The sequence below is a fragment of the Nocardia vinacea genome (assembly GCF_035920345.1).
GTDB classification, from domain to species: Bacteria; Actinomycetota; Actinomycetes; order Mycobacteriales; family Mycobacteriaceae; genus Nocardia; species Nocardia vinacea_A.
Genome location: NZ_CP109149.1, coordinates 7,371,540 through 7,393,807 on the forward strand (window position 1 = coordinate 7,371,540; position 22,268 = coordinate 7,393,807).

A 22,268-nucleotide genomic window follows, 5' to 3' on the forward strand; every position below is an offset into this window, starting at 1 on the left:
GACCGGCCGCGCGCCTGAGGCGAGCACGGGCGCGGTCACAAATTGCGTACACGTGAACTACGAGTTGGACTGCTCAGCGGTTCAATCCCTCGCGCACGATGTACTTCGCGCATGACGCGCTCGGGAGATTCTTGTGAGCGGCCACAGCTTGCGTGTACGTATACATCTACGTATAGTGAGTTCATGCCCAACAAAACGATCTACGTTGCCGACGACGACCTGCCACTGTTCCAGCGCGCGCAGGAGCTGGTCGGCGGCAACCTTTCGGGGGCGGTGACCACCGCGCTGCGACGGTTCATCGAGCTGGAAGAGGGCAGGCTGGAGGGCTACGACGAAGTAGTGCTGCGGGTCGGCCACAACGGCGTGCGTCAGGTCCGCTTCTCCGGCGCCCTGCTCGGCGAGCACCGCGACGTGAACGAAGAGCGCATGGAACACGTCCGGGTGTATCGCAGCCGGAAGGGCAAGTTCGTCATGCATGCCCAGTATTCGAACTGGGACGAATACCCGCAGAGCGTCAACTGGGTCAAAGATCTGACGAACTGGCGTCGCATGCTCGGCGTCGGTGATCAGGACTGGGGTGACTTCATTTTCGAGATCGTCGATTCGCTCGGCGAATTGAAGGGAAAACTTCCGGACAAGCTCTACGAGCGAGTGGCCCAGATCGCCGACCGTCCGCCGGTCGAGGAACTCGACATCTAGGGGGATGGCAGTCGGCGGAGCCGACGATCAACCGAATACCACCTGTTATAACGCCGCACCGGACTCCGGGCGCGGTGCGGCTGAATCATGCTGTCATTCGCATTTATCTATGAAAATCTCTCGAAAGGAAGACCATGTCCAACGGTCATCGCGCCCCCGCCATTTCGGCGCTGGGCCTGCGTAAATCGTTTGGTGAGCAGGTGGTGCTCGACGGCATCGACATCACGGTCCAGGAGGGCACGATCTTCTCCCTCCTCGGCCCGAACGGTGCGGGCAAGACCACCACCGTGCAGATCCTCACCACGCTGCTGCGCCCCGATGCGGGTGAGATCCGCGTCGACGGCCACGATCTGGTCACCGAATCCGATGCCGTGCGCACCGCGATCGGTGTCACCGGCCAGTTCTCCGCGGTCGACGAATTGCTGACCGGTCGCGAAAACCTGGTCCTGATGGGCGATCTGCACCATCTGCCGCGCCGCGAGAGCAAGCGTTTGGCCGCGGACCTCCTGGAGCGCTTCGATCTGGTCGAGGCCGGAGACAAGACCGCGGCCACCTACTCCGGCGGTATGGTGCGGCGCCTGGATCTGGCCATGACGCTGGTCGGTGATCCGCGCATCATTTTTCTAGATGAGCCCACCACCGGCCTGGATCCGCGCAGTAGGCGAACCATTTGGGAAATGATCCGCACACTGGTCGACGACTACAGCGTCACCGTCTTCCTCACCACCCAGTACCTGGAGGAGGCCGATCAACTGGCCGACCGGATCGCGGTACTCGACCACGGCCGGATCGTCGCCGAGGGCACGGCCGCCGAATTGAAGCGGCGGATCCCTGGCGGACATATCCGCCTGGAATTCGCAGATCAGCTCGGACTCGCTGCCGCGGCAACGGCATTAGGACCGGAGGCGCGCGTCGTCGATGACGCGGCCGAGGAGGAATTCACCCTCGCGGTCCCCAGCGACGGCGGTGTCAAGTCGCTGCGCGCGGTGCTCGACCGGCTCGATTACGAGCAGATCGAGGTCGCCGGACTCTCGGTGCACACCCCCACCCTCGACGACGTATTCCTCACCCTCACCGGACATCCCACCGCCGAAAAGGAGACCGTGCGATGAGCATGATGACCTACGCGCTCGCCGACTCGAAGACGATGTTGCGGCGCAACCTGCTTCATGCGAAGCGGTACCCGAGCTTGACCGTCAGCATCATCATCATGCCGATCATCCTGCTGCTCACCTTCAACTTCGTTTTCGGTGGCGCACTGGAGAAGTCCTCCGGGGGCAACTACATCGACTACCTGACTCCGGGCATGCTGTTGATGATCCCGGCCTATATGACCGCGGGCGTGGCGGTCTCGGTCTGCACCGATACCACCAAGGGCATTGTGAATCGCTTTCGCACGATGGCGATTTCGCAGTCCTCGTTCCTGGCCGGACATGTAGTCGGCGCTTTGATCGTGGCCCTGCTCGGCATCGCCGCCATGGTCGGTGTCGCGGTGCTCGTCGGTTTCCGGCCGTCGGCGAATGTCGTCGAGTGGATCGGCGCGTTCGGACTGCTCGCCATGCTCGTCTTCGCACTCACCTGGCTCGCGGTCGGTATGGGTTTGGTCGCGTCGAGTCCGGAGAGCGCGAGCAATATGCCCTTCCCGCTCATCATGCTGCCGTTTCTCGGCAGCGGCCTGGTCGGCACCGACACCATGCCGGTCGTGATGCGTCAGTTCGCCGAGTACCAGCCGTTCACCCCGCTCACCGAAACCATCCGCGGCCTGCTCATGGGTACGGAGATCGGCAATAACGGCATCATCTCCATCGCCTGGTGTGTCGGCCTGGGGCTGGTCGGATACTTCTGGTCGACCTCGGTCTTCCGCAAGCAGGCCCAGCGCTGAATCACCGAAACCTTCGATCCCCCCACCGAATTCGGCGGGGGGATCGAAACGTGTCAGACCGTGCCGGACAGCAGCGTCTCGCCGGTCGCCGCCTTCCGGATCTGCACCGCCTGGATCTGACCCGGCGCCTTGTCGATGGTCCGGTCGATCGTCAGCTCGGTGCCGGGTCCGGCGGGCCACCGGTCGAGTTTGGCCTGGCTGCCGTCGGTGCCGATGACATACAGGTCGAGATCCCAGTCATATTTCTGGTCGCTCGGTCCATAGCTGCAGGTCATCACGATCCGAGTCTTTCCATCGGCCTGCACGACCTTGAAGCTGGCCGTCACCGGATTCGGTGTGATCGGTTCCATACTGCGTTCGGCCACAACCTGTTCGGCGCTCGGCTTATCCGCCGCAGTGACCGCGGTGACAACCGGAACCGCGATGGCCACCGCCGCGGCAGCCGACGCGACTGCGGCGCCGACGGTCGCCCACCGACTGCGCCGCCTACGCCTCTCGGCCGCATCGGCGAGCCGGGGCAGCAGCCGTGCGGGGGGATCCGCCTCGGCCGCAGTCTTTTCCGGCGGCTCGATCATGGCGAACGCGGTGTCGGGATCGACCATGGAGAGCAGACCAGGGAGTCCGGCGAGATCGGCTACCGCCGCCCGGCAAACCGGGCAGCCCGCCAGATGCTCTTCGTACTCCCGCCGTTCGGCGCGAGACAGGGAGCCGAGAATGTACGGTGCATCCCACGTCGAGTAGTCGTCGGCGATGTCCGTCATTGATTCGTCACCCCCATCTCCTGTAGTGCCAGCCGTAGCGCGCGCATGCCGTAGTGCATGCGAGATTTCACCGTGCCCGCCGGGATATCGAGTTCCTCGGCGATCTGGTGGGTGGAAAGGCCTCGATAGTAGGCCCGCACGATCACCTCGCGATGATCGCCGCTGAGCCTGCTCAATGCGTCCGCGATCAGCCAGCCGTCCAGTGCCCGGTCGGCCTGATCCGGAGCGGCCTGCTCCGGCGGGTTGTCGGTGCGGAATTCGCGCCGATTGCGGGCGCTGCGGTGCTCATCCACGGCGAGATTGCGCGCGACCGTGAACAACCACGCTCGCGCCGATGTCGTCGATTGATCGAGCACGTTCGGGCGCTGCCACGCCCGCAATAACGTCTCTTGCACGATGTCCTCGGCCCGACCTGGATCGCGAACCAAACCGAGCGTGTACCGCCATAGCGCCGAAGCATGTTCCTGATACAGAACCCGCATGAGCTCGGCTTGTTCTTCGGGCATTTGTCACCTCCCGCTCATCCCACGAATCAGGAGGGCCAAAAGGTTCAATGCGCGCCGGCATGTCAATTACGTTCTAGTTCGATCGGATGTGTCGCGAGCAGAGACAGGGGCAGTGGCTGGCGGCGCAGCACGTGGGCCCACAGGTCGGGGCGGCCGGTGCTGATCGGATCCGAGGGCAGCGCCGAAAGGACGATCCAGTCGTTGTTCTGCAGTTCGCCCTCGAGTTGACCGAAGGTCCAGCCCGCATAGCCCGCGAAGATCCGCAGACCCTCGATCAGCGGGGTGATCTGATCCGGGTCGGCGTCGAGGTCGACGAGCACCACGCGGCCATCGATGCGGCGCAGTCCACGGACGCCCGCGACCGACGCGCCGACCCGGATGGTGCCCAGACACAGCGCCGCGTCCCGTTTGACCGGGCCGCCGATGAAGAGCGTGCGCGGCGCGGCGGCCGCCTCGGACCAGCGCGGCAGCACGTCGTGCACCGCGGTATCGCTCGGTCGGTTGAGTACGACCCCGAGGCTGCCCGCCTCGTTGTGTTCGATGATGTACACGACGGTGCGCCGGAAGGTCGGCTCGACCAGTTCGGTCGCCGACACCAGCAGGGTGCCTGCGCGAACCACCTGCTCGCCCTGCCGGAAATCGCGTCGCTTGCGGTCACCGTGTCCGCCGCGAGTTTTCCGATCGTCCGGGTCATCTCCGCGTGCCACTCCGACATCATCGCACTGGCGCGGGTGGTTCGTCGGTCAAGCGGCGTGGCGGATTCTCGGACCCGCGGCCGGGACCCTTTCGAGCGACCTGCAAACAGTCGCTAGCGGCACCTCGATCACTCCTGAAACAGACCGGTTAGGGTGTGGCAATGGAACGGCCCGAGGTCCTCCTCGACAACGCTGACACTGTGTACGACTTCTATCGCGACCACCGGCAGAACCGGCTGAAGGCATGGGGGGCCTACGCCATTCTCGGACGTCGATACCATCCGCGCGTCACCTATGCCGAGGGTGCGCAAAAGCTGCTGCACCAGGTGATTCGCCAGCGCAGGCCGTTGCTCGTCGCGCTCAACCACCTCTCCGAATCCGACCCGTTCACCGTCGCCGCTGCGGCCTGGCGCAGCGAACTGCGTCGGGTGATCGGCCGGGTGCGGGTACTGGCCAAGGACGAGCTGTTCCTCGATCCCGACCAGCGTCGCAAGATCGACATGATGGGCGGGATCCCGGTATTCCGCGGTAAGGACCACGGCCTGCGGGCGGTGAATGCGGCCGGGCAGCGGATGATGGATATCTGCGCGGAGCGGATGGCAAACGGTGACGGCATCGCGGTCTTTCCGGAGGGCACCTGCAACGAGGTCGACCACACCGAGGTGCAGCCGGTCGGCAGCGGGATCGGCCACATCGCATTCCGCGCGATGAAGTTGGGTGCGCAGCCGGTGCTGCTCAGCCTGGGTTTGAGCTATGGGCCGCGACCCGATCCGAGCGTGCCGGTCACCAAGGAGGAGGCCAAGGCCGCCAGCTTCTATTTCGGGGTGCCGATCACCGAACTGCCGACCAAACCCGCGGAAATCGCCCGACTGGTCCGCACGGATCTACAGCTGGCACTCGACGGAGCCGTCGCCGCGTACTGATCTACAGCGGCAGGCCGAGCTTCTCGCGGGCCCACTGCGGAACCATCGCGATGTATTCCGGCCTCGACTCGACGACGTGACGCACCATCGGGCACATCGGCAGAATGCCGAAACCCTCCTGACGTGAGGCGTTCAATGCCGCCTGCACCAGTACCCGGCCGCATCCCCGGCCTTCGTACTCTGAGTCGATCTCGGTGTGGATGAAGGCCCGCTCGGCAGCGGTGTCCTGATATTCGGCGTAGCCGGCGATGGCACCGTCGACGTAGATCTCGAAGCGTTCCAGCGCGAAGTTGTTGCGGACCTCAGTCGACATGGCTCGACGCTACTCCGGTGGGTGTGGATGGCTGTGCACCGCAATACCGATCGCACCCGATCGCCCGCTCGACTTGTCTACCGGTGCCCGGCTGACCAGAATGCTGATGGTCGCGCCGAATCGGCGATAGGCCCGGCGGAGGTACGAAACATGATGAGGACGCCAGGTTTTCCACGAGCGCTGGTCGCTGTCGCCGCCGCGAGCCTGATCAGCGGATCGATCGTGACGGGTCAGGCCGAGGCCGCACCCGCGGCATCCTTCGGCGCCTGCCCGGACTCATCGGTCACCGAGGGGCGCGGTGTGCAGTGCGCGGTGATCTCCGTCCCGATGAATTACGCCGACCCCGGCGGCGCGCGTATCGAACTCACCGTCAGCCGGATCGCCGCCACCGGGGAGCGTCGCGGCGTCATTGCCGCGAATCCGGGCGGACCGGGCGCGGATGCCCTCGACTACTGGGCTCGTCGGATCGATTCGATGCCTGCCGAACTCAACGAGCATTACGACCGGATCGCGGTGCAGCCGCGCGGACTGCGCTGGGCCACCCCACTGCGCTGCGATTCCCAGACCATCAGTGCGTCGTCGAAATCCGCTGAGGGCGAACAAGTTTCGCTGGGCGGCGGTAACCGCGACGATATCAAGAAGGCCTGCGACGCGGCACTGCCCGGCTACCTCGACAGCATCACCACCGAGAGCACGGCCCGCGATCTGGACGAGGTGCGCGCCGCGCTCGGCGTGGATCGGATCAGTTACCTCGGTACCTCATACGGCACCTACCTAGGCGCGGTGTACGCGTCGTTGTTCCCGAGCCGGGTGGATCGAATGGTGTTGGACTCCAACGTCAATCCCGATTGGGTGTGGACCGAGGAGTTCGCGCAACAGCAGGTCGCGGGCAAGCAGCGGCTCGACGATCTGTTCGCCTGGATCGCCGAACACAGCGGCGACTACGGGCTCGGTGATACCGCGCTGCAGGTCTACCAGAACTGGGTGCGGCTGGTCGCCGACCAGGGCGGCGGCTGGTACGCCAACCTGACCCCGCCACCCGCGAGCGTCGCCGACCTGCCCGGCGCGTTGCCCGAACCGCTCGGCGAAATCGCCCGCGACGGTTTCAACGACAGCGTCGAGCAAGCGGGCAAGGTGCAGAATCTGGTGCGCCTGCTGGTCACCGGCGGCGCGTCCGCACAGGTGCCGCTGGTCGGTGCGACCGCGGTCGCCACCTACACCCGCACCTTCTGGCCGACCTTCGCCAGGGCGATGGCCGACGCCAACATCGATCCGAAGAATGTCCGCCAGCTACTCGCCATCGAGGGCGCGACCAGCACCGATCCCACCGGACGCTTCGTCTTCTCGGCCATCACCTGCAACGAGAACAATGTGTCCGGCCGCTCCGAGCTGATCGGCTCGGCCATCGCCACCATCGCCACCGGCGGCAATGCCATGGACGCCCGCGCCGATCTGGTCCGCTCCGGAACCGCCTGCGGCAGTTGGAAACCGGTGACCAAGCCGGTGCCGATCACCGGAAAGGATCTGCACACCCGCCCGCTACTGCTGCAGAGCCGCTGGGATGCGCTGACCGCCTACGCGGGCGGCCCGGCCATGGCACAGGCGCTCGGCGGATCGCTGATCACGGTCGAGGGCGGCGACCACGGCGCATTCGGTCGCGGCAATACCGTCGTCGACGATGCCGTGATGACGTATCTGCGGACCGGTCAGGTCACCATCGACCACGCCGACCAGGCGCCGTTGCAGTAGGGGTGCCGCGCATTGCCCGACGTGCGCCCATTGGAACCACCCCTGACAATGTGGGGATGACATCCGCGCCCCGGGTGGTGATCGCCCCGGACAAGTACAAGGGTTCGCTGACCGCCCCCGAGGTGGCGGGCGCCCTGGCCGCGGGCATTACGCGCGCCCGTCCGGATGCGGAGATCTGCCAGGTGCCGGTCGCGGACGGTGGTGACGGAACCGTCGACGCATTCGTGGCCGCGGGCTGGGAGCGGATCGAGGTCGATGCGCCGGGGCCGACGGGAGCGCCCGACACCGCCGCCTATGCGGTGCATGGAACCACGGCCGTGATCGAATTGGCCGCTGCGGTCGGCCTGACGAAACTGCCAGGGGGACAATCCGATCCGCTCGGCGCGCACACCTATGGGCTCGGAGTCGTCATCGCGCACGCGCTGGATCGTGGGGCAACCGATATCGTCCTCGGCTTGGGCGGCAGCGCTTCCACGGATGGTGGGGCGGGTATGCTGCAGGCCCTCGGTGCCCGGATCCTGGATGCGGACGGCGCTGAATTATCCACAGGCGGAGCGACTTTGGCACGGGCTACGCAATTGGATCGCACCGGATTGCATCCACGGATCGCGACGGTGAGCTTCACCCTGGCCTGCGATGTCGACAACCCGCTACTCGGCCCGACCGGCGCGGTCGCGGTATATGCGCCACAGAAGGGTGCGACACCGTCGGATTTGCCGATTCTCGAAGCGGCACTGACGAATTGGGCCGTTGTCGTCGCACCGGAATTCGCGGAGGTATCCGGCGCGGGCGCGGCGGGCGGCACCGGGTTCGGCGCACTCGCGGTGCTCGGCGCGCAGGTTCGCAGCGGCATCGAGGTCGTACTCGAACTCCTCGATTTCCCGACACTTCTCGACGGAGCCACGCTGGTCGTCACCGGCGAGGGCGCTCTCGATAGCCAGAGCTTGCACGGCAAGGCCCCGATCGGTGTCTGCGAGGCCGCGCGCAAGGCGGCGGTCCCGGTGGTTGCCGCCGTCGGCCGAACGCAATTGACGCCCAACGAGATCCGAGCCGCGGGCTTCACCGCCTGCTACACCCTGGCCGACCTGGAGCCGGACCCCGCCCGTTCCATCGCCGATGCGGCACAGCTGCTCGCTCGCGTCGGCGAACAAATAGGTGTCGACAACCTGTGAAATGCGCCTAGCCTGCGGCGGCGAGCAGATTGCCGAGCAGTTCGTCGCGGTGCTTATCGCCCCAGGCTTCGAGCGGGCGTAGGGCAACTTCGAGCTCTTCGCCGAGTGGGGTGAGGGAGTATTCGACGCGCGGCGGAACCTCGGGGAAGACCTCGCGGTGCACAACACCGCCGGCCTCCAGGTGGCGCAGATTCTCCGCGAGCACCTTTTCGCTGACGCCGGTGAGCAGCTTGCGGATCTGACCGAAACGCTGCGGGCCGGCGGCGAGCACCCACATCAGGTGCAGCTTCCATTTGCCACCGACGACGTCGATTGCCACCGACATTCCGCACGCATTGTGATCCGCGTCACTTGCCATGTCCACCGCACTCCTTCTGACCTGAATTCGAACCTCGAGGTAAGCAACCACACCTCAACGTTCGGTCTTCCCGACCCTACCTGCGACAACGACCATGGGTTCCTGGCCGTAGCGACTGCTTGCAGGTCGCTCGAAAGGGTCAGCCGACAACCAATCGAACGAGAACCGAAGGGGCACAAAATGTCCGAGCACACCACCGCTGGCTCCGTCTCCGTCGTCGGCCTTGGGCCGATGGGCCAGGCCATGGTCCGGGCCTTCCTGGACGCCGGTATCGAGGTGACGGTCTGGAATCGCAGCACCGAGAAGGTCGACGCCATGGTCGAACTCGGCGCGAAGCGGGCCGCGACGGTCGCCGAGGCGCTGGACGCCAATGCGGTGACCGTGCTGAGCCTCACCCACTACGCCGCCATGTACGACGTACTCGGTCCGGCGACCGAGCACTTGAAGGGCAAGGTGATCGCGAATCTGTCCTCGGATTCGCCGGAAAAGGCGCGCAAAGGTGCGGCCTGGGTCCGCGATCACGGTGCGGAGTTCATCTCCGGCGGCGTCATGTCGGCGGGCGACAATATCGTCCATCCGGCGTCGTACATCTTCTACAGCGGCCCGAAACAGGTCTTCGATGCGCACGCCGAACTGCTGCGTCCGCTGAGCCCGCAGGAATATCTCGGTGCGGATGACGGTCTCGCGCAGGTCTTCTACCAGGCGCTTCTAACCATCTTCCATCCTTGGCTGCTAGCTTTCGATCAGGCGACCGCGGTCATCGAGCGTTCCGGCCTCAGCGTCGCCCAGTTCATCCCGTTCGCCATCCGCTCGAACGCCGCATTCCCCTACTTCATGGAGCAGCATTCGGTCGCCAATCAGAACGGCGGCTGGGCGACCCTGGCCAGTCTCAAAATGATGGACGCGGGTGCACAGCACATCATCGACGCCAGCGAGGAAGTCGGCGTCGACGCGACGTTCTCGCACACCGCACAGGCCTTCTGGCGCAGGGCCGTTGCGGCCAGCGAGCAGAAGGGCGAGGCCGTGTCCACGTACGCGTTGCTGCTCGGCGACCGTTCGTGACACGGTGCGCGCCCGGCGTCCGTCGAACCTGAGCATTCGCGCGACGGGTGGCGGCGCGGTGGCCGCCGTCGACGATCGTGTGCTCGATGGCGCCGCCGTGCTCGAAATCGGCGCCGGATCCCGCTACATATCTGGCCGCCGTGCTCGATGCCGTCCCGGCCATTGGGGTCGCGACCGTCGAATCGACTGTGGCGCCGTATGTGTCGAATCGCGGTGGTTCTAATCCCCGGTGGCCCTGGCCGATTCGTCCGAGCCGAGGCGCGGGAACGGGTTGACGGCGAATACGACCTCCACCGCCACTTCGAAATACGCCGCGATCCGCAATGCCAGGTGCAGGCTCGGGCTGTATTCGCCGCGCTCGAGGTAGCCGATCGTCTGATAGTGCACGCCGAGCGCCTCGGCAAGCTCCCGCCGGGAGATGCCGCGCTCGGCCCGCAACATGGCGATGCGGTTGTAGATGACCTCAGTAGGCACGCTGAATCGCCTTCTCGCGGCGCGCGGCCACGTTCGACCCGGACTCGCGACGTGCCATCCTACGCAGCACGATCGGCGCGAGCAGCAGCCCGGCGACCGCCCAGACACCCAGCACGGCAATGGTTTCCAGATGTCGCCAGGAATGGCCGAGTTCGATGGCGACCGCATCGCCCGGCAACATCGCCGAACGCATGCCGAGCCCGACCCAGTAGACAGGGAACACCTGCGCAACGCCCTGCAACCAGCCCGGCATCGAGGTGATCGGGTAGAAGACGCCGGAGATCGCGACGATGCCCATGATCGGCAGCGAGACGAACCCGCGTCGCGGTTGACATGCAGCTAATTAGCTGCCTATTTTGAGATGTGCAGCCAAATGGCTGCTTATCCGGAAGAAGGTGGCATGGACGAGGTATTCCGAGCGCTCGCCGATCCGAGCCGCCGAAGGCTGCTCGACAGCCTCAACGCGCGCAACGGCCAGACTCTGCGCGAACTGTGCGCCGAACTGGATATGGCCCGCCAATCGGTGAGCAAGCACCTCGCGGTCCTGGAGTCCGCCAACTTGATCACCACCCGCCGCAGCGGTCGCGAAAAACTGCACTACCTCAACGCCGAACCCATCAACGCCATCGCCGACCGCTGGATAACCCGCTACGACCGCGCCCGCGTCCACGCGCTGGCCGACCTGAAACAAGCTTTGGAGGCAAATCCCGTGAGTGACAACGCATTCGTCTACACCACCTACATCAAGACGACGCCGGAGCGACTCTGGCAAGCCCTTACCGATCCGGCCTTCACCAACCGCTACTGGGGCGCCAGCTTCGACACCGATTGGCAGCCCGGCTCGGAAATGGTTTGGCACCAACGGGATTGGGTCAGCAAAGATTCGGAACAGGTTGTCCTGGAGTCGGATCCGTACACCCGGCTCTCCTACACCTGGCACACCTTCGATCCCGCCTTCGCCACCACCTTCGAAATGAATCCGGAAGACGTGGCGGCCTGGGCGCGCGAGCCCCGCTCGAAGGTGACCTTCGAAATCGAACCCCAGGGCGAAACCGTGAAACTGATTGTCATCCACGACGGTTTCGAGCCGGGGAGCGCTGTCCTGGCCGGAATCAGCGGTGGTTGGCCGAGTATTTTGTCGAGCCTCAAGACCCTGCTGGAGACGGGCGAGTCCCTGCCGGAACCGGTGGCGTAGCTGTAACCAGATGCCTCTGGCGCAAAGGGAACTCGGCTGGACCTAGCGGTGCCCGGGCCATCCGGAGAACGAAAGTCGTTCTCGCCCAAGGCAAGATGGTTCGACTTCACCGGTGTGGACATGTACACGCTGCGTGGAGACCTACTGGTGGCGCAGTCCTGCGATGAGGAGTTCGACCATGCGGCGAGCGTCGTAGCGGGGTGTGTTGCCTGCGCCGATGCAGAGGTTGCCGACGCCGCGTAGGAGTTCGTAGGGATCCATGTCGGGGCGAATCTCGCCCGCTGCGGCAGCGGCGGCGAGCAGCTGGGCGCATACCGGGACGAGGCGGTCGAGGAAGTAGGCGTGCAGGGTCTGGAAGGTGGGATCGTCGGACTGAAGTGCCTCGGCGAGGCCGTGTTTGGTGATCAGGAAGTCGACGAAGAGGTTGATCCACTGCCCCAGGGCGGCATGCGGTGTGCGGCTGTCCGCCAGCAGTGTCGGACCGGCCTCGGCGCATGCCTCGACCTGGTGCCGGTAGACGGCGACGATGAGATCGGCCCGGGTCGGGAAGTGGCGGTAGATCGTGCCGATGCCGACGCCCGCCTTGGCGGCGATATCGCGCACGGGCACATCGACGCCGGACTCGACGAAAGCCGTAGCGGCCGCGTCGAGCAGTGTCTTCTGGTTGCGCCGGGCGTCGGCCCGTTTTCGTGGGGCCGACGACCCCGATCCGCTGTCGATGTCAACCACCTCCGGCACTCCGCTTGTCAAACGGAACAATGTTCCGTATGTTGGTTATCGGAACAACGTTCCGTTTGTTCAGGATGCCAGAGCACCCGAGCCGGAACCAATTCACGCATCGCGAACTCGCCTCTCATGGAGGAACACCTCATGCAGTACCGCACTTTGGGCCGCACCGGTGTGCAGGTCAGCACCCTCGCGCTCGGCGCGATGAACTTCGGCCGGATCGGGCGCACCACCCAGGACGAGGCCACGGCTATGGTCGACGCCGCCCTGGAGGCCGGGATCAACCTCATCGACACCGCCGATATGTACAGCGACGGCGAGTCGGAGGAGATGGTCGGCAAGGCCATCGCGGACCGCCGCGAAGACATTGTGCTGGCCACGAAGGCGAGCATGCCGATGGGTGCGGAGCGCAACCATCAGGGTGGTTCGCGCCGCTGGTTGGTCACCGAGCTGGACAACAGCCTGCGTCGGCTGGGCGTCGACCACGTCGATCTGTATCAGATCCACCGGTGGGACCCGAATACCAGCGACGAGGAGACACTGTCGGCCCTGACCGACCTGCAGCGGGCCGGAAAGATTCGCTACTTCGGTTCGTCGACATTTCCCGCATACCGCATCGTGCAGGCCCAGTGGGCCGCTCGCGAAAACCACCTGCGCCCGTACGTCACCGAACAGCCCGGCTACTCGATCCTGCAGCGCGGCATCGAATCCCACGTGCTGCCCGTGACCGAGCAGTACGGACTCGGCGTGCTGGTCTGGAGCCCGTTGGCCTCGGGGTGGCTGTCGGGTGCGGTCCGCGCGGGTCGGGAGATCAGCACCAGCCGCTCGAAGTTCATGCCGCAACGCTTCGACATCACTGTCCCGGCCAACCAGGCGAAAATGGATGCTGTCGAGCAGTTGGCCAAGGTCGCGGAGCAGGCCGGTTTGACGATGATCCAGCTGGCGCTCGGTTTCGTGACCGCACACCCCGGCGTGACCAGCGCCATCATCGGCCCCCGCACGATGGACCACTTGCACTCGCAGCTCGCCGCCGCAGACACCGTGCTCTCCGCCGACATACTCGATGCGATCGACGCGGTCGTCGCGCCCGGCGTCGACCTCGCCCCGGATGAGAAGTACGACACGCCACCCGCCCTGCTCGACGCGACTCTGCGACGTCGCTCGTCTCCGGTCACGTCGGTAGGTGGCCGGTAGCCATGCCCAGTTTCGGAATCATGACCGCCCCGATGTAGGTCGACTACCACGACATCCTGCGCGTCTGGCGCGAAGCGGACACGATCCCGCAGATCGAACACGCGTGGCTGTTCGACCTAGTCGGACACGGATGGCCGGTGCGGTGGTCATGGTCGTGCGGGGATGCCTAGTTCGTCGAGCAGGCCACGGACGCGCTTTTCGATGCCGTCGCGGATAGGGCGGACGGCGTCGATGCCTTGGCCTGCGGGGTCGTCGAGCTTCCAGTCCAGGTACTGCTTGCCGGGGAAGTATGGGCAGGCGTCGCCGCAGCCCATAGTGATGACCACATCGGATCCCCGCACGGCGTCGACGGTGAGGATTTTGGGGATCTCGGCGGATATGTCGATCCCGATCTCGCGCATGGCGGCGATGGCGGCAGGGTTGACCTGGTCGGCGGGCGCGGATCCGGCGGAGCGGACTTCGACCCGGTCACCGGCGAGGTGGGTGAGGAATGCTGCGGCCATCTGGGAGCGTCCGGCATTGTGGACGCAGACGAACAGCACGCTGGGTTTGGATGTCATTGGCGGAGTGCGTCTTTCAGGCGGGACCGGTGACGGGGTGCGGTGTGACGATGTTTTCGGCGGGTACCGGGTCGGGGTAGAGCAGCCCGATCAGGGCGAATCCGATACCGGCGCCGAGGATTTGGGCAACGATGAACGCGGGCACCGAGGCAGGGGCGATACCGGCAAAGGTGTCGGAGAAGATTCGGCCGATCGTGACCGCAGGGTTGGCGAAGGACGTGGAACTGGTGAACCAGTAGGCCGCACCGATGTAGGCGGCCACCGCCGCAGCCGACATCGCGGCGCGGCCGGTGCGGGCGAGGGCGAAGATGACCGCGATCAGCCCGGCCGTGGCCACCACCTCCCCGACCAGGTGCCCGGTGGTAACGCGGTGGTGGTTGGAGATCTGGACGGCACGCTGATCGAACATGATGTTGGCCAGTACCGCCCCCACCATCCCGCCGAGGACTTGCGCGCCGACGTAAGCGGCGAGGTCGGTAGCGGTGAGTCCGGTACCACGGCGGCGTCCGGCCCACCAATCCGCTATCGAGACAACGGGATTGAAGTGCGCGCCGGATACCGGACCGAGCATCAGGATCAAAACGCCGAGCCCGAAAACGGTCGCGGTCGAGTTCTCCAGCAACTGCACGCCGCTGTCGTGCGGCGAGAGCTGTTGGGCGGCGATTCCGGAGCCGACGACCGCGCATACCAGCAACGCGGTACCCATGAACTCGGCCAGCAGCCGCCGCGCCAGCACACTCATCGAGCGAGCGCCTCGGGCAGCGCGATGTCCAGCAACTGCGAAAGTTGCTGCAGGGCGGCGGGTTCGACCCGGTAGTACACCCACGACCCGCGCCGTTCGCTCGACAACAACCCGGCCTCCCGCAGCACCTTCAGGTGGTGGGAGATGGTGGGCTGGGAGACGTCGAAGCCCGCGGAGACATCGCACACGCAGGCTTCCTGGCCGGTGTGGCTGGCCACCACCGACAGCAGGCGCAGCCGGACCGGATCCGACAATGCCTTGAACACCGCCGCCAGATCGGCGGCGGCCCGCGCGGTCAAGGGTTGCCGAGCCAGGGGCGTGACCTCACACCCGGGTGAGGTCACGTCGGTCAGCGGGAGCTCTCGATTAGACACGCATCGATATTGATGGTTATCGAATCCGAGGGCAAGCGAATAGCGGATGAACGAACCCATGAACGGTTAGTTGCAGCAGGATGCGCCGGAGGTGATGGCGTCCTTCTTGGCGTCGCCAGCGCAGCACGCACCCTCGGCGGCAGCATCCTCGGCAGTGCCGCAGCATACCGACACCGCCTGCTCGTCATCGATCGTCGCACCGGTGGCGAGTTGCGGTGCGGTGCCGAAGGTCTCGCTGTCGGCGAGCACGGTGTAGACCTCCCAGCGTTCGGCATCCGGGGCGGTGACCCACACCTTGTCCTGGGTGGCGAAGCAACACGTGGTCGCGATCTGCTCCTCGGTGAACAGCCCCGCCGTCGACAGCCGCGCGATCTCGGCATGCACCTGATCGCTGGATTCCACCTCGACACCGAGGTGATTGAGACTGCCGCCCTGGCCGGGATTCTCGATCAATACGAGCTTGACCGGTGGCTCGGTGATGGCGAAGTTGGCGTAACCCGGCTTGCGCTTGGCGGGTTCGGCATTGAACAGGGTCGCGTAAAACTGCACCGCCTGATCGAGGTCGTCGACGTTGAGGGCGAGCTGGATGCGGGACATGAGACTTACCTCCACTTGTGAGACATATGTCGAAAAGCTGACAGGGTCGAGTGTGCACACCTTTTCGACATATGTCAACAAGGTGGGTAGAGTTGATCCCATGCCCAAGGCGCTACCAGTGATCGACATGTCCGCCCCCGTCTGCTGCGCACCCGTCGCGGCCGCACCGATCGACGACACCGCCGCGCTGGAAATCGCGTTGCGGCTCAAAGCCATCGCGGAACCCGTCCGCGTCAAACTGCTGTCCCTGCTGCTCACCAGCCCAGCTGGTGCGGAGAACACCGGCGATCTCGCCCAGGCGATCGGACTGGCCGAATCCACCACCAGCCACCACCTCGGCCAGCTGAGAAAGGCGGGCCTGGTCGAGACCGAACGTCGCGGCATGAACACCTATCACCGCGCGCTACGTGAATCCCTGGCGGCGCTGTGCCTCGTCCTGGACCCCAACTGCTGCCGCTGAACCCTGGCCCCGCTGGTGAGCGGATTGGTTCGAGCGCGAACGCTACGAGAAGCCTGTCGTCGAGCTGACCTCCGCCCGAGGGCGGTCAAGAAAAAGAGAGCAGTGCTCTTGACTTGACGAGAACCGGTGTGGAACACTGATCTCAACAGAGAGCAGTGCTCACAAAGGAGTAGGAAATGAACGCCAGCACCCGCTACCTCGGCCCGACCGGCATGGACCTGATCATGAACAAGGTTGCCAACTGGCTGCCTCGCCTCGGCATCAGCGTGATGGGGTCGCGGCTGTTGGCGGTGCGCGGTCGTAAGAGTGGCGAATGGCGCACCACCATGGTCAATTTGATGACCGATTCCGATGGCACGCGCTACCTGGTGGCGCCGCGCGGCCACACGCAGTGGGTGCGCAACCTGCGCGTCGCGGGTGATGGTGAGCTGCGGCTGGGGCGCAAGGTCGAGGTATTCACGGCGACCGAAGTGGCCGATGCAGACAAGGTTCCGCTGCTGCGGCTCTACCTGCAGAAGTGGGGCTGGGAGGTCGGCAAATTCTTCGAGGGTGTCACCAAGGATGCCACTGATGCGGAGTTGGCCGAGATTGCCCCGGGATTCCCGGTCTTCCGACTCGCCTAGTGCGACAAGCCGATCCGGTCAGCCGACCCTTTCGAGCGACCTGCAAGCAGTCGCTAGCTGATCCTTTCGAGCGACCTGCAAGCAGTCGCTAGCGGTGGATCAGGAATTCGATGGCCGCGGCATAACCCTGAATCCCCATCCCGGCCACCACCGCGGTGGCGATGGGGGAGATGTAGGAGTGATGCCGGAACTCCTCGCGCGCATGCACATTGCTGATGTGCACCTCGACAATCGGGAGTTCCGGAATCACCAGCGCATCACGCAGCGCGACCGAAGTGTGCGTGAGCCCACCGGGATTTATGACAATGCCCGACTCGATGCCGCGCGCCCGGTGGATCCGATCGATCAGCGCTCCTTCGGAATTCGACTGGAACGCATCGATCTCGCGGCCGTACCGGGCGGCGGTCTGTCGGCACAATTGGACGACATCATCGAGCGTGGCCGACCCGTAGACCTCCGGCTGGCGGGTGCCGAGCATATTGAGGTTCGGGCCGTTGAGAACCAGGATCGGGCCAGGTGTCGACATGGCTTAGACACTAGCCCGCCCTGTTCAGAGTCCCTGCGGACCTTCCGAACGCAGGTCGTCCACCTTCTGCATGGCGGTGCGCAACTCCTCGAGCCAGGCCTCGGCATGTTTGCCCGCCAACTTCACCGTCCACGCCAGCGCATCCGCGCGCGAGCGCGCCACACCGGAATCGACGAGCGTGTCGAGCACCTTGCGCTCCGGCTGTCGCAGTCGCGTCATCACCGGAACCGCCAAGTGCGTGAACATGATTCGTTCGCCGTCCACCGAGACGCCCCACGCGACGCTGCGTCCGTAGCGCCGCTGGGCCTCGTTCGCGATCTGCATGCGGGCCGGGCGGGTGGTCTCGCGGAAGCGGGCGACGGCGCCCTCCTTCGTCGCGGCTGGGACCTCCTCTGCGGGAGCCTCGTCCTTTTCCGATACCGGGGCCGGGAGCTCACCGATAACCACGATCTCGTCCCGGTCGATTTCGATGACGGGCGGCCCGGCGAACCAGTCGCTCGGCAACCTTCCGGCGAACCAGTCCGGGGCGTCCGCGGGATCCGGTAGATCGGCCTGCTGCCAGCCGCCCGGTCGTCCGAAGCCCCGTCCCCGATGCTCGTGCCTCATTGGGAATCACCTACTTACTGTGGTGCCTGTATTTCATTGATTACAAGATTACGTCGCAAAGCATGCGCGTGGTTCTGCTCTGTGCGAACGGTTTCGGCCACCGGCCGTTCGGGTACGCCAGATAAAGGTGTGTGCTGGTCAACGAGGCCCTGTGCGATCGAAACGCCAACGCGGGCCGCCGAAACGCCGACGTGGGCCGTTTTCTGACAAGTTCGTGTTCCTGCCGGTACGGTTGCGGCGCCGGGTGTCGCAACGGGACCGGGGAACGTCCATGATCGACCAACCGGAGCACGGGCTTCGGGAACAATCGGAGATACTGAGCATGGGTAACGTCCGGCCGGTGTGGCTCGGCGGGCAGCTAATTTCAGGTACGGTGGTCTTGTTACTGGAGTGACAAGAGTAAAGAGTGGGCGACATGGATGTGTGGGGATCCCGCCGCTATCGCGTCCGGGGCGCAATCGCACTCTCGGGGGTGGTGGCGCTGGCTATCGCGATCGGGGCGTGTGGTTCCGATGCGAAGCGCAATGAAGCCGAGTACGTCGTCGATCGCTTCACCGCACTGCTCGACGAGCAGAACTATGCGAAGGCCGCGGAGCTCACCTCCTATCCCACGGCCGCATCCGCAACGCTGAAACAGATGTTCGCCGGATTGCAGCCGGGCAAGGTCGACTACCAGAAAACCCAATTCATCGGCCTGGACCGCGAGGCGGGCCTGTTCAGCATGGATGTCGCCTGGAACTTCGGCGAGAACAAGACCTGGAGGTACAGCCTGCAGGGCAACGTGCGGAAGTTGGCGATCGGCTGGCGCATCTCCTGGGAACCCGCCGTCGTCATGCCGCAGCTGGACCACAATCGCACGGTCCGGCTCCTGCGCACCATGCCCACCCCGCCGCCGCGGGTCAAGGACATCGTCGGCGACGCGCTGATGACCGAGCAGGTCATCAATGTGGTCAAACTCGATCCCGCCAAGACGACCGATCTGGTGGCCTCGACCAACGCGCTGGCCAAGGCCATCGAACCGGTCGCGCCGCTGATCACTGGTCCGTCGCTGATGCAGCAGCTGTCGACCTCACAGGGCAAGCCGATCATCGCGGTGAATCTGCGCGAACCCGATTTCGCGATCCTGGAATCCGCGCTGGCCCGGGTGCCCGGCGTGGTGACGGAGAAGCAACCGCGGCTGATCTCTGCCGACCGCCGGACCTGGTCGCCGATGCTGGACGCGCTGCGCAAGGTGTGGCAGGACAGCCAGGATCTGCACGCCGGTTGGGGTGTGCAGATTTTCGAACAGGACGGACGTTTCGTCGGCCAGATCGCCGGTTACCAGGGCCCTCCCGGTCCGGATATCGCGGCCACCATGGATCAGCGCCTGCAGCGCGCCGCCGAGGATGCGGTGGTGAGCGTCGGGACGCCCGCCTCGATCGTGGCGATCCAGCCGTCCAGCGGCGCGGTCGTCGCGGTCGCGCAGAATACGCAGGCCAGTGAGCACGGTTCGGTCGCGTTCACCGGGCTCTATCCGGTCGGCACCAATATCGATCTGTTCCGCAATGTCGCCGCGGTGCTGAAGAACAAGGCACCGCAGGACGTTTCGGTGCAGGACGCGGCCGAATCCGCGCCGAATCTCGGCGTCGGCGTCGATTACAAGGTGCCGGGACTGGACGAGGTCACCGGCCGGGTCGCGGTCGCGGGGCGCAGTGCCGAGCAGGTGCGCCAAGGCGGTGGTACGGATGCGGTGCTGGCCAGCCCATTCGGGATGGCGATCGCCGCGGCTGCCATCGCGCGCGGGCAGGTGCCGCCGCCGATGATCGAGGCCGGACACCCCAGCGCCACGGACGCACAGGTCCCCGAGATGTCACCGCAACTCACCGATCGGCTGCGCGCGATGTTGCGCGACGGCGCGGGCCGACCGGAGTTCGCGCCGCTGCGGCCCTACCGCGATGTCATCGGATTCATGGCCACTGCGGGCAATGACGGCTGGCTCATCGCGAATGCCGGGGATCTGGCCCTCGCGATTCACATCAATGACGCCGACAGCGGCGACGCGACCGCGCGGATGGCGGCCAGGTTGTTCCAATCGCTGGCCACCCCTGAGCCGTGATCAGTTGATGGCTCTGATGGCCGCGCGCCAGCCGAGCAGGAACAGCGCGAGCACACACGCCGCGACGATGATGAAACTGAATGCGGTGCCCTGACCGCTGATCACGCGCAACAGCATGCCGCCGCAGAGAGTGCCGAGCCAGACCAGAACACCGACGGGCCATGGTGCGGCTCCGTCGAATCGCGCCGCTCCCTTTTCGCCGGATACCCGGCTGGCCACGGCGGCCGCAACGACCCAGCCGATCGCCAGCCCGATCGCGAACGGCCACACCGTCTTCAGCAGTCCGGTGAGTACCGCCTCGTCATGGCTGCGCCGCCCGATCGCGCAGAACAAGATCACCAGCAGCGCATCCACCACCAACGGGACCAATTTCCTCACGCGGCCAGCGTAGTAGTGCCCGCATCCGCTCCTGCTACGTGACACCTGCTGATCAGGTCCGGGCCCCTTGCTCGCCCACTAACATCTCGCCGCCGTACGTCGGGTATTGAACCGTTCGCACACTGGTGACCCCAACGGAGCGAGTCCTACGAGCGACCCCGTTCGCGGCCCGTCTCGCGTCCGAGTCGTCGAAGCGCGTGTGCCGCACGCGCGGGGCTTGACCATCCGTTGCGTGTGCATTGGGTGCTGAACGATCCGCTATCAGCGACCGCAACGGAGCGAGTCTTACGAGCGACCCCGTTCGTGGCCCGTCTCGCGTCCGAGTCGTCGAAGCGCATGCGACGAAGTCGCGAGTCTCGACGGCTCGGACGCGAGACACAGGGGGCCGCGAACACGCCGCGCCGAAGGCGCGGCCAAAATTACAGCGTGCGGCGCTGTTCGAACTCCTTCTTGAATTCGGCATCATCGGCTTGCGGAGTGCGGAAGAGGAAGGCGAAGACGATCCAGCCGATGATCGCGACCAGGACGAAGCTCACCAGGCGGTAGAGGAAGGCGGCGGCGACGGCCTGGGATGCGGGGAGGGCCGCGCCCGCAGTCAGGCCGTAGATGAGAGTCGCGTCGACGTAGACGATGCCGCCGGGTGCGAACGGGATCGAGCCGACGGCCTTGCCCGCGGTGAATGCGATCAGTAGACCGGCCAGCTTCGGATCGGCACCGATCGCGTAGCAGGCGGCGCCGAGACAGGCCACATCGGCGAAGCGGTGCACCAGCGCCCAACCCGCGACCATTGCCCCGTCGCGCTTGCCGAGATCCACCGATTCCAGTTGCGAGAGCACATCGGCGATCTTGTTCATTCCCTGCTTGGCGGGGCGTTTGCGGATCCGGTTGAGCAGCGCGAGCCCGCGGCGCAGCACGGCCTCCAGTGCGCCCGGATTCTTCGACAGGTGGTTGCCCGCCCACACCAGCGCGATCACACCGGCCACTGACACTATGAGCTTGAACGGCCCGACCCGGTCGCCCACCAGCAGCGCACCACCGACGCCGAGCAGTGCCAGTCCGGCGGTCGCGATCACACCGGACATCACCAACTGCCAGGAGGCGACGATCGGACTCGCACCCCACCGGCGGGTCTGGCGATAAGTGAAGGCGGTGGAGAACACCTGTCCGGCAGGCAGTGTCACCGACATGGCGGTGGCGCCGTAGACGACGGCGGCGGATTTGTGCTGACGGACCTCGACACCGCCCGCATGCAGCAGTTGCTTCTGCACCCGGCTGAATCCGCTCATCGACAGTGCCTGCAACCAGATACAGGCGGCGACCCAGCCCCAATGAATTTCGGTGAGGTTATTCCAGGAATCGTGTAGTCGTGGCCAGAGGTAGTAACCCTCGCCGATCAGCAATGCGAGTAGGGCGATGCCTGCGACCCATTTGACCCACCAGAATTTGCTCCGGCGACCACGTTTCGCCGGTCTATCGGGGTCGTCGGACGGCTGCGGCGCAGGCTCGCCGGCTAGTTCCCCATCGGCCGTCACTCGGTCAGCCTAACGAACCGACTGTTTCGCTGTCTGCATCGACGTGCGGAGCACGTATCTGATCGG

At 65.4% G+C, this 22,268-nt stretch carries 28 protein-coding genes; 12 read left to right on the forward strand and 16 right to left on the reverse strand.

Going from position 1 to position 22,268, the window contains the following annotated elements; translation table 11 throughout:
- Positions 1-183 precede the first annotated feature (183 nt).
- The 3 genes from OIE68_RS33635 (at position 184) to OIE68_RS33645 (ending at position 2,581) form a co-directional block, all read left to right on the forward strand.
- A complete protein-coding gene (locus tag OIE68_RS33635) occupies positions 184-699 on the forward strand; it encodes an EXLDI protein (RefSeq protein WP_327094995.1) in 516 nt (171 codons plus the stop codon).
- A 134-nt stretch (positions 700-833) separates the two neighbouring features.
- Complete coding sequence (locus OIE68_RS33640; protein ID WP_327094996.1) at positions 834-1,811, forward strand: ATP-binding cassette domain-containing protein; 978 nt, start codon at positions 834-836, stop codon at positions 1,809-1,811.
- The gene (locus OIE68_RS33645) at positions 1,808-2,581 is read left to right on the forward strand and encodes an ABC transporter permease (RefSeq protein WP_327094997.1); all 774 of its coding nucleotides are present in this window, start codon (positions 1,808-1,810) and stop codon (positions 2,579-2,581) included. The genes OIE68_RS33640 and OIE68_RS33645 overlap by 4 nt, the downstream gene beginning before the upstream one ends.
- A 53-nt stretch (positions 2,582-2,634) precedes the next feature.
- Here OIE68_RS33645 and OIE68_RS33650 read toward each other — a convergent pair whose 3' ends face one another.
- The 3 genes from OIE68_RS33650 to OIE68_RS33660 form a co-directional block, all read right to left on the reverse strand.
- Positions 2,635-3,342 carry a zf-HC2 domain-containing protein gene (locus tag OIE68_RS33650; protein ID WP_327094998.1) on the reverse strand — a complete coding sequence of 236 codons (708 nt, stop codon included), beginning with the start codon at positions 3,340-3,342 and terminating at the stop codon, positions 2,635-2,637.
- Positions 3,339-3,848 (reverse strand): sigma-70 family RNA polymerase sigma factor, encoded by a 510-nt coding sequence (locus tag OIE68_RS33655; protein ID WP_327094999.1) that lies wholly within the window; start codon positions 3,846-3,848, stop codon positions 3,339-3,341. Before OIE68_RS33655 ends, OIE68_RS33650 begins: the two co-directional genes overlap by 4 nt.
- A gap of 62 nt (positions 3,849-3,910) precedes the next feature.
- Positions 3,911-4,555 (reverse strand): YqgE/AlgH family protein, encoded by a 645-nt coding sequence (locus tag OIE68_RS33660; protein WP_327095000.1) that lies wholly within the window; start codon positions 4,553-4,555, stop codon positions 3,911-3,913.
- A gap of 149 nt (positions 4,556-4,704) precedes the next feature.
- Between OIE68_RS33660 and OIE68_RS33665 the strand changes: the two genes are divergently transcribed.
- The gene (locus tag OIE68_RS33665; RefSeq protein ID WP_327095001.1) at positions 4,705-5,466 is read left to right on the forward strand and encodes a 1-acyl-sn-glycerol-3-phosphate acyltransferase; all 762 of its coding nucleotides are present in this window, start codon (positions 4,705-4,707) and stop codon (positions 5,464-5,466) included.
- 1 nt (position 5,467) lies between these two features.
- On the opposite strand, the gene OIE68_RS33670 is transcribed toward OIE68_RS33665, so the two are convergent.
- The gene (locus tag OIE68_RS33670) at positions 5,468-5,779 is read right to left on the reverse strand and encodes a GNAT family N-acetyltransferase (protein WP_327095002.1); all 312 of its coding nucleotides are present in this window, start codon (positions 5,777-5,779) and stop codon (positions 5,468-5,470) included.
- Between the two features lie 150 nt (positions 5,780-5,929).
- Between OIE68_RS33670 and OIE68_RS33675 the strand changes: the two genes are divergently transcribed.
- Both OIE68_RS33675 and OIE68_RS33680 read left to right on the forward strand, forming a co-directional pair.
- Positions 5,930-7,528, forward strand: coding sequence for an alpha/beta hydrolase (locus tag OIE68_RS33675; RefSeq protein ID WP_327095003.1), 1,599 nt, complete (start codon positions 5,930-5,932; stop codon positions 7,526-7,528).
- A 56-nt stretch (positions 7,529-7,584) separates the two neighbouring features.
- Positions 7,585-8,700 carry a glycerate kinase gene (locus OIE68_RS33680; RefSeq protein WP_327095004.1) on the forward strand — a complete coding sequence of 372 codons (1,116 nt, stop codon included), beginning with the start codon at positions 7,585-7,587 and terminating at the stop codon, positions 8,698-8,700.
- A 7-nt stretch (positions 8,701-8,707) separates the two neighbouring features.
- Here the strand turns inward: OIE68_RS33680 and OIE68_RS33685 are convergent, their stop codons facing one another.
- Positions 8,708-9,058, reverse strand: a complete 351-nt coding sequence (locus OIE68_RS33685; RefSeq protein WP_419150599.1) for a winged helix-turn-helix transcriptional regulator — start codon at positions 9,056-9,058, stop codon at positions 8,708-8,710.
- Between the two features lie 180 nt (positions 9,059-9,238).
- Between OIE68_RS33685 and OIE68_RS33690 the strand changes: the two genes are divergently transcribed.
- Positions 9,239-10,120, forward strand: coding sequence for an NAD(P)-dependent oxidoreductase (locus tag OIE68_RS33690; RefSeq protein ID WP_327095006.1), 882 nt, complete (start codon positions 9,239-9,241; stop codon positions 10,118-10,120).
- Between the two features lie 219 nt (positions 10,121-10,339).
- Here the strand turns inward: OIE68_RS33690 and OIE68_RS33695 are convergent, their stop codons facing one another.
- The gene (locus OIE68_RS33695) at positions 10,340-10,594 is read right to left on the reverse strand and encodes a helix-turn-helix transcriptional regulator (protein ID WP_327095007.1); all 255 of its coding nucleotides are present in this window, start codon (positions 10,592-10,594) and stop codon (positions 10,340-10,342) included.
- The gene (locus OIE68_RS33700; RefSeq protein WP_327095008.1) at positions 10,584-10,892 is read right to left on the reverse strand and encodes an ABC transporter permease; all 309 of its coding nucleotides are present in this window, start codon (positions 10,890-10,892) and stop codon (positions 10,584-10,586) included. The genes OIE68_RS33695 and OIE68_RS33700 overlap by 11 nt, the downstream gene beginning before the upstream one ends.
- Positions 10,893-10,994: 102 nt before the next feature.
- Between OIE68_RS33700 and OIE68_RS33705 the strand changes: the two genes are divergently transcribed.
- Complete coding sequence (locus OIE68_RS33705; RefSeq protein ID WP_327095009.1) at positions 10,995-11,789, forward strand: metalloregulator ArsR/SmtB family transcription factor; 795 nt, start codon at positions 10,995-10,997, stop codon at positions 11,787-11,789.
- A gap of 141 nt (positions 11,790-11,930) precedes the next feature.
- Here OIE68_RS33705 and OIE68_RS33710 read toward each other — a convergent pair whose 3' ends face one another.
- Positions 11,931-12,518, reverse strand: coding sequence for a TetR/AcrR family transcriptional regulator (locus tag OIE68_RS33710; protein WP_327095010.1), 588 nt, complete (start codon positions 12,516-12,518; stop codon positions 11,931-11,933).
- Positions 12,519-12,659: 141 nt separating this feature from the next.
- Between OIE68_RS33710 and OIE68_RS33715 the strand changes: the two genes are divergently transcribed.
- Complete coding sequence (locus tag OIE68_RS33715) at positions 12,660-13,709, forward strand: aldo/keto reductase (protein ID WP_327095011.1); 1,050 nt, start codon at positions 12,660-12,662, stop codon at positions 13,707-13,709.
- A gap of 146 nt (positions 13,710-13,855) precedes the next feature.
- On the opposite strand, the gene OIE68_RS33720 is transcribed toward OIE68_RS33715, so the two are convergent.
- The 4 genes from OIE68_RS33720 to OIE68_RS33735 form a co-directional block, all read right to left on the reverse strand.
- Positions 13,856-14,269: an arsenate reductase ArsC gene (locus OIE68_RS33720; protein ID WP_327095012.1), complete on the reverse strand. Its 414-nt coding sequence runs from the start codon at positions 14,267-14,269 to the stop codon at positions 13,856-13,858.
- A 16-nt stretch (positions 14,270-14,285) separates the two neighbouring features.
- Positions 14,286-15,011 (reverse strand): MIP/aquaporin family protein, encoded by a 726-nt coding sequence (locus OIE68_RS33725; RefSeq protein WP_327095013.1) that lies wholly within the window; start codon positions 15,009-15,011, stop codon positions 14,286-14,288.
- Positions 15,008-15,385 carry a metalloregulator ArsR/SmtB family transcription factor gene (locus OIE68_RS33730; protein WP_327095014.1) on the reverse strand — a complete coding sequence of 126 codons (378 nt, stop codon included), beginning with the start codon at positions 15,383-15,385 and terminating at the stop codon, positions 15,008-15,010. Before OIE68_RS33730 ends, OIE68_RS33725 begins: the two co-directional genes overlap by 4 nt.
- A 66-nt stretch (positions 15,386-15,451) precedes the next feature.
- Entirely contained in the window at positions 15,452-15,982 is a 531-nt protein-coding gene (locus tag OIE68_RS33735) for an ArsI/CadI family heavy metal resistance metalloenzyme (RefSeq protein WP_327095015.1), read from the reverse strand.
- 100 nt (positions 15,983-16,082) lie between these two features.
- On the opposite strand from OIE68_RS33735, the gene OIE68_RS33740 reads away from it, so the two are divergent.
- On the forward strand, positions 16,083-16,442 hold the full coding sequence (locus tag OIE68_RS33740; RefSeq protein ID WP_040697241.1) for an Rv2640c family ArsR-like transcriptional regulator: 360 nt from the start codon (positions 16,083-16,085) through the stop codon (positions 16,440-16,442).
- 176 nt (positions 16,443-16,618) lie between these two features.
- Entirely contained in the window at positions 16,619-17,065 is a 447-nt protein-coding gene (locus OIE68_RS33745; RefSeq protein WP_327095016.1) for a nitroreductase family deazaflavin-dependent oxidoreductase, read from the forward strand.
- An 88-nt stretch (positions 17,066-17,153) separates the two neighbouring features.
- Here the strand turns inward: OIE68_RS33745 and aroQ are convergent, their stop codons facing one another.
- On the reverse strand, positions 17,154-17,591 hold the full coding sequence (aroQ, locus tag OIE68_RS33750; protein WP_327095017.1) for a type II 3-dehydroquinate dehydratase: 438 nt from the start codon (positions 17,589-17,591) through the stop codon (positions 17,154-17,156).
- 24 nt (positions 17,592-17,615) lie between these two features.
- Complete coding sequence (locus OIE68_RS33755; protein WP_327095018.1) at positions 17,616-18,197, reverse strand: hypothetical protein; 582 nt, start codon at positions 18,195-18,197, stop codon at positions 17,616-17,618.
- 415 nt (positions 18,198-18,612) lie between these two features.
- On the opposite strand from OIE68_RS33755, the gene OIE68_RS33760 reads away from it, so the two are divergent.
- Positions 18,613-20,292, forward strand: coding sequence for an NTF2-like N-terminal transpeptidase domain-containing protein (locus OIE68_RS33760; RefSeq protein ID WP_327095019.1), 1,680 nt, complete (start codon positions 18,613-18,615; stop codon positions 20,290-20,292).
- Here OIE68_RS33760 and OIE68_RS33765 read toward each other — a convergent pair whose 3' ends face one another.
- Positions 20,293-20,670 carry a DUF3054 domain-containing protein gene (locus OIE68_RS33765; protein ID WP_327095020.1) on the reverse strand — a complete coding sequence of 126 codons (378 nt, stop codon included), beginning with the start codon at positions 20,668-20,670 and terminating at the stop codon, positions 20,293-20,295.
- A gap of 419 nt (positions 20,671-21,089) precedes the next feature.
- Positions 21,090-22,202 carry a YbhN family protein gene (locus tag OIE68_RS33770; protein ID WP_327095021.1) on the reverse strand — a complete coding sequence of 371 codons (1,113 nt, stop codon included), beginning with the start codon at positions 22,200-22,202 and terminating at the stop codon, positions 21,090-21,092.
- Between the last annotated feature and the right edge of the window lie 66 nt (positions 22,203-22,268).

Bases quoted from the DNA above. Each gene is read 5' to 3' on its own strand.
- OIE68_RS33635 (WP_327094995.1), top strand. From the start codon at position 184: ATGCCCAACAAAACGATCTACGTTGCCGACGACGACCTGCCACTGTTC.
- OIE68_RS33640 (WP_327094996.1), top strand. From the start codon at position 834: ATGTCCAACGGTCATCGCGCCCCCGCCATTTCGGCGCTGGGCCTGCGT.
- OIE68_RS33645 (WP_327094997.1), top strand. From the start codon at position 1,808: ATGAGCATGATGACCTACGCGCTCGCCGACTCGAAGACGATGTTGCGG.
- OIE68_RS33650 (WP_327094998.1), bottom strand. From the start codon at position 3,342: ATGACGGACATCGCCGACGACTACTCGACGTGGGATGCACCGTACATT.
- OIE68_RS33655 (WP_327094999.1), bottom strand. From the start codon at position 3,848: ATGCCCGAAGAACAAGCCGAGCTCATGCGGGTTCTGTATCAGGAACAT.
- OIE68_RS33665 (WP_327095001.1), top strand. From the start codon at position 4,705: ATGGAACGGCCCGAGGTCCTCCTCGACAACGCTGACACTGTGTACGAC.
- OIE68_RS33670 (WP_327095002.1), bottom strand. From the start codon at position 5,779: ATGTCGACTGAGGTCCGCAACAACTTCGCGCTGGAACGCTTCGAGATC.
- OIE68_RS33675 (WP_327095003.1), top strand. From the start codon at position 5,930: ATGATGAGGACGCCAGGTTTTCCACGAGCGCTGGTCGCTGTCGCCGCC.
- OIE68_RS33680 (WP_327095004.1), top strand. From the start codon at position 7,585: ATGACATCCGCGCCCCGGGTGGTGATCGCCCCGGACAAGTACAAGGGT.
- OIE68_RS33685 (WP_419150599.1), bottom strand. From the start codon at position 9,058: ATGGCAAGTGACGCGGATCACAATGCGTGCGGAATGTCGGTGGCAATC.
- OIE68_RS33690 (WP_327095006.1), top strand. From the start codon at position 9,239: ATGTCCGAGCACACCACCGCTGGCTCCGTCTCCGTCGTCGGCCTTGGG.
- OIE68_RS33700 (WP_327095008.1), bottom strand. From the start codon at position 10,892: ATGGGCATCGTCGCGATCTCCGGCGTCTTCTACCCGATCACCTCGATG.
- OIE68_RS33705 (WP_327095009.1), top strand. From the start codon at position 10,995: ATGGACGAGGTATTCCGAGCGCTCGCCGATCCGAGCCGCCGAAGGCTG.
- OIE68_RS33715 (WP_327095011.1), top strand. From the start codon at position 12,660: ATGCAGTACCGCACTTTGGGCCGCACCGGTGTGCAGGTCAGCACCCTC.
- OIE68_RS33720 (WP_327095012.1), bottom strand. From the start codon at position 14,269: ATGACATCCAAACCCAGCGTGCTGTTCGTCTGCGTCCACAATGCCGGA.
- OIE68_RS33725 (WP_327095013.1), bottom strand. From the start codon at position 15,011: ATGAGTGTGCTGGCGCGGCGGCTGCTGGCCGAGTTCATGGGTACCGCG.
- OIE68_RS33735 (WP_327095015.1), bottom strand. From the start codon at position 15,982: ATGTCCCGCATCCAGCTCGCCCTCAACGTCGACGACCTCGATCAGGCG.
- OIE68_RS33740 (WP_040697241.1), top strand. From the start codon at position 16,083: ATGCCCAAGGCGCTACCAGTGATCGACATGTCCGCCCCCGTCTGCTGC.
- OIE68_RS33745 (WP_327095016.1), top strand. From the start codon at position 16,619: ATGAACGCCAGCACCCGCTACCTCGGCCCGACCGGCATGGACCTGATC.
- aroQ (WP_327095017.1), bottom strand. From the start codon at position 17,591: ATGTCGACACCTGGCCCGATCCTGGTTCTCAACGGCCCGAACCTCAAT.
- OIE68_RS33755 (WP_327095018.1), bottom strand. From the start codon at position 18,197: ATGAGGCACGAGCATCGGGGACGGGGCTTCGGACGACCGGGCGGCTGG.
- OIE68_RS33760 (WP_327095019.1), top strand. From the start codon at position 18,613: ATGGATGTGTGGGGATCCCGCCGCTATCGCGTCCGGGGCGCAATCGCA.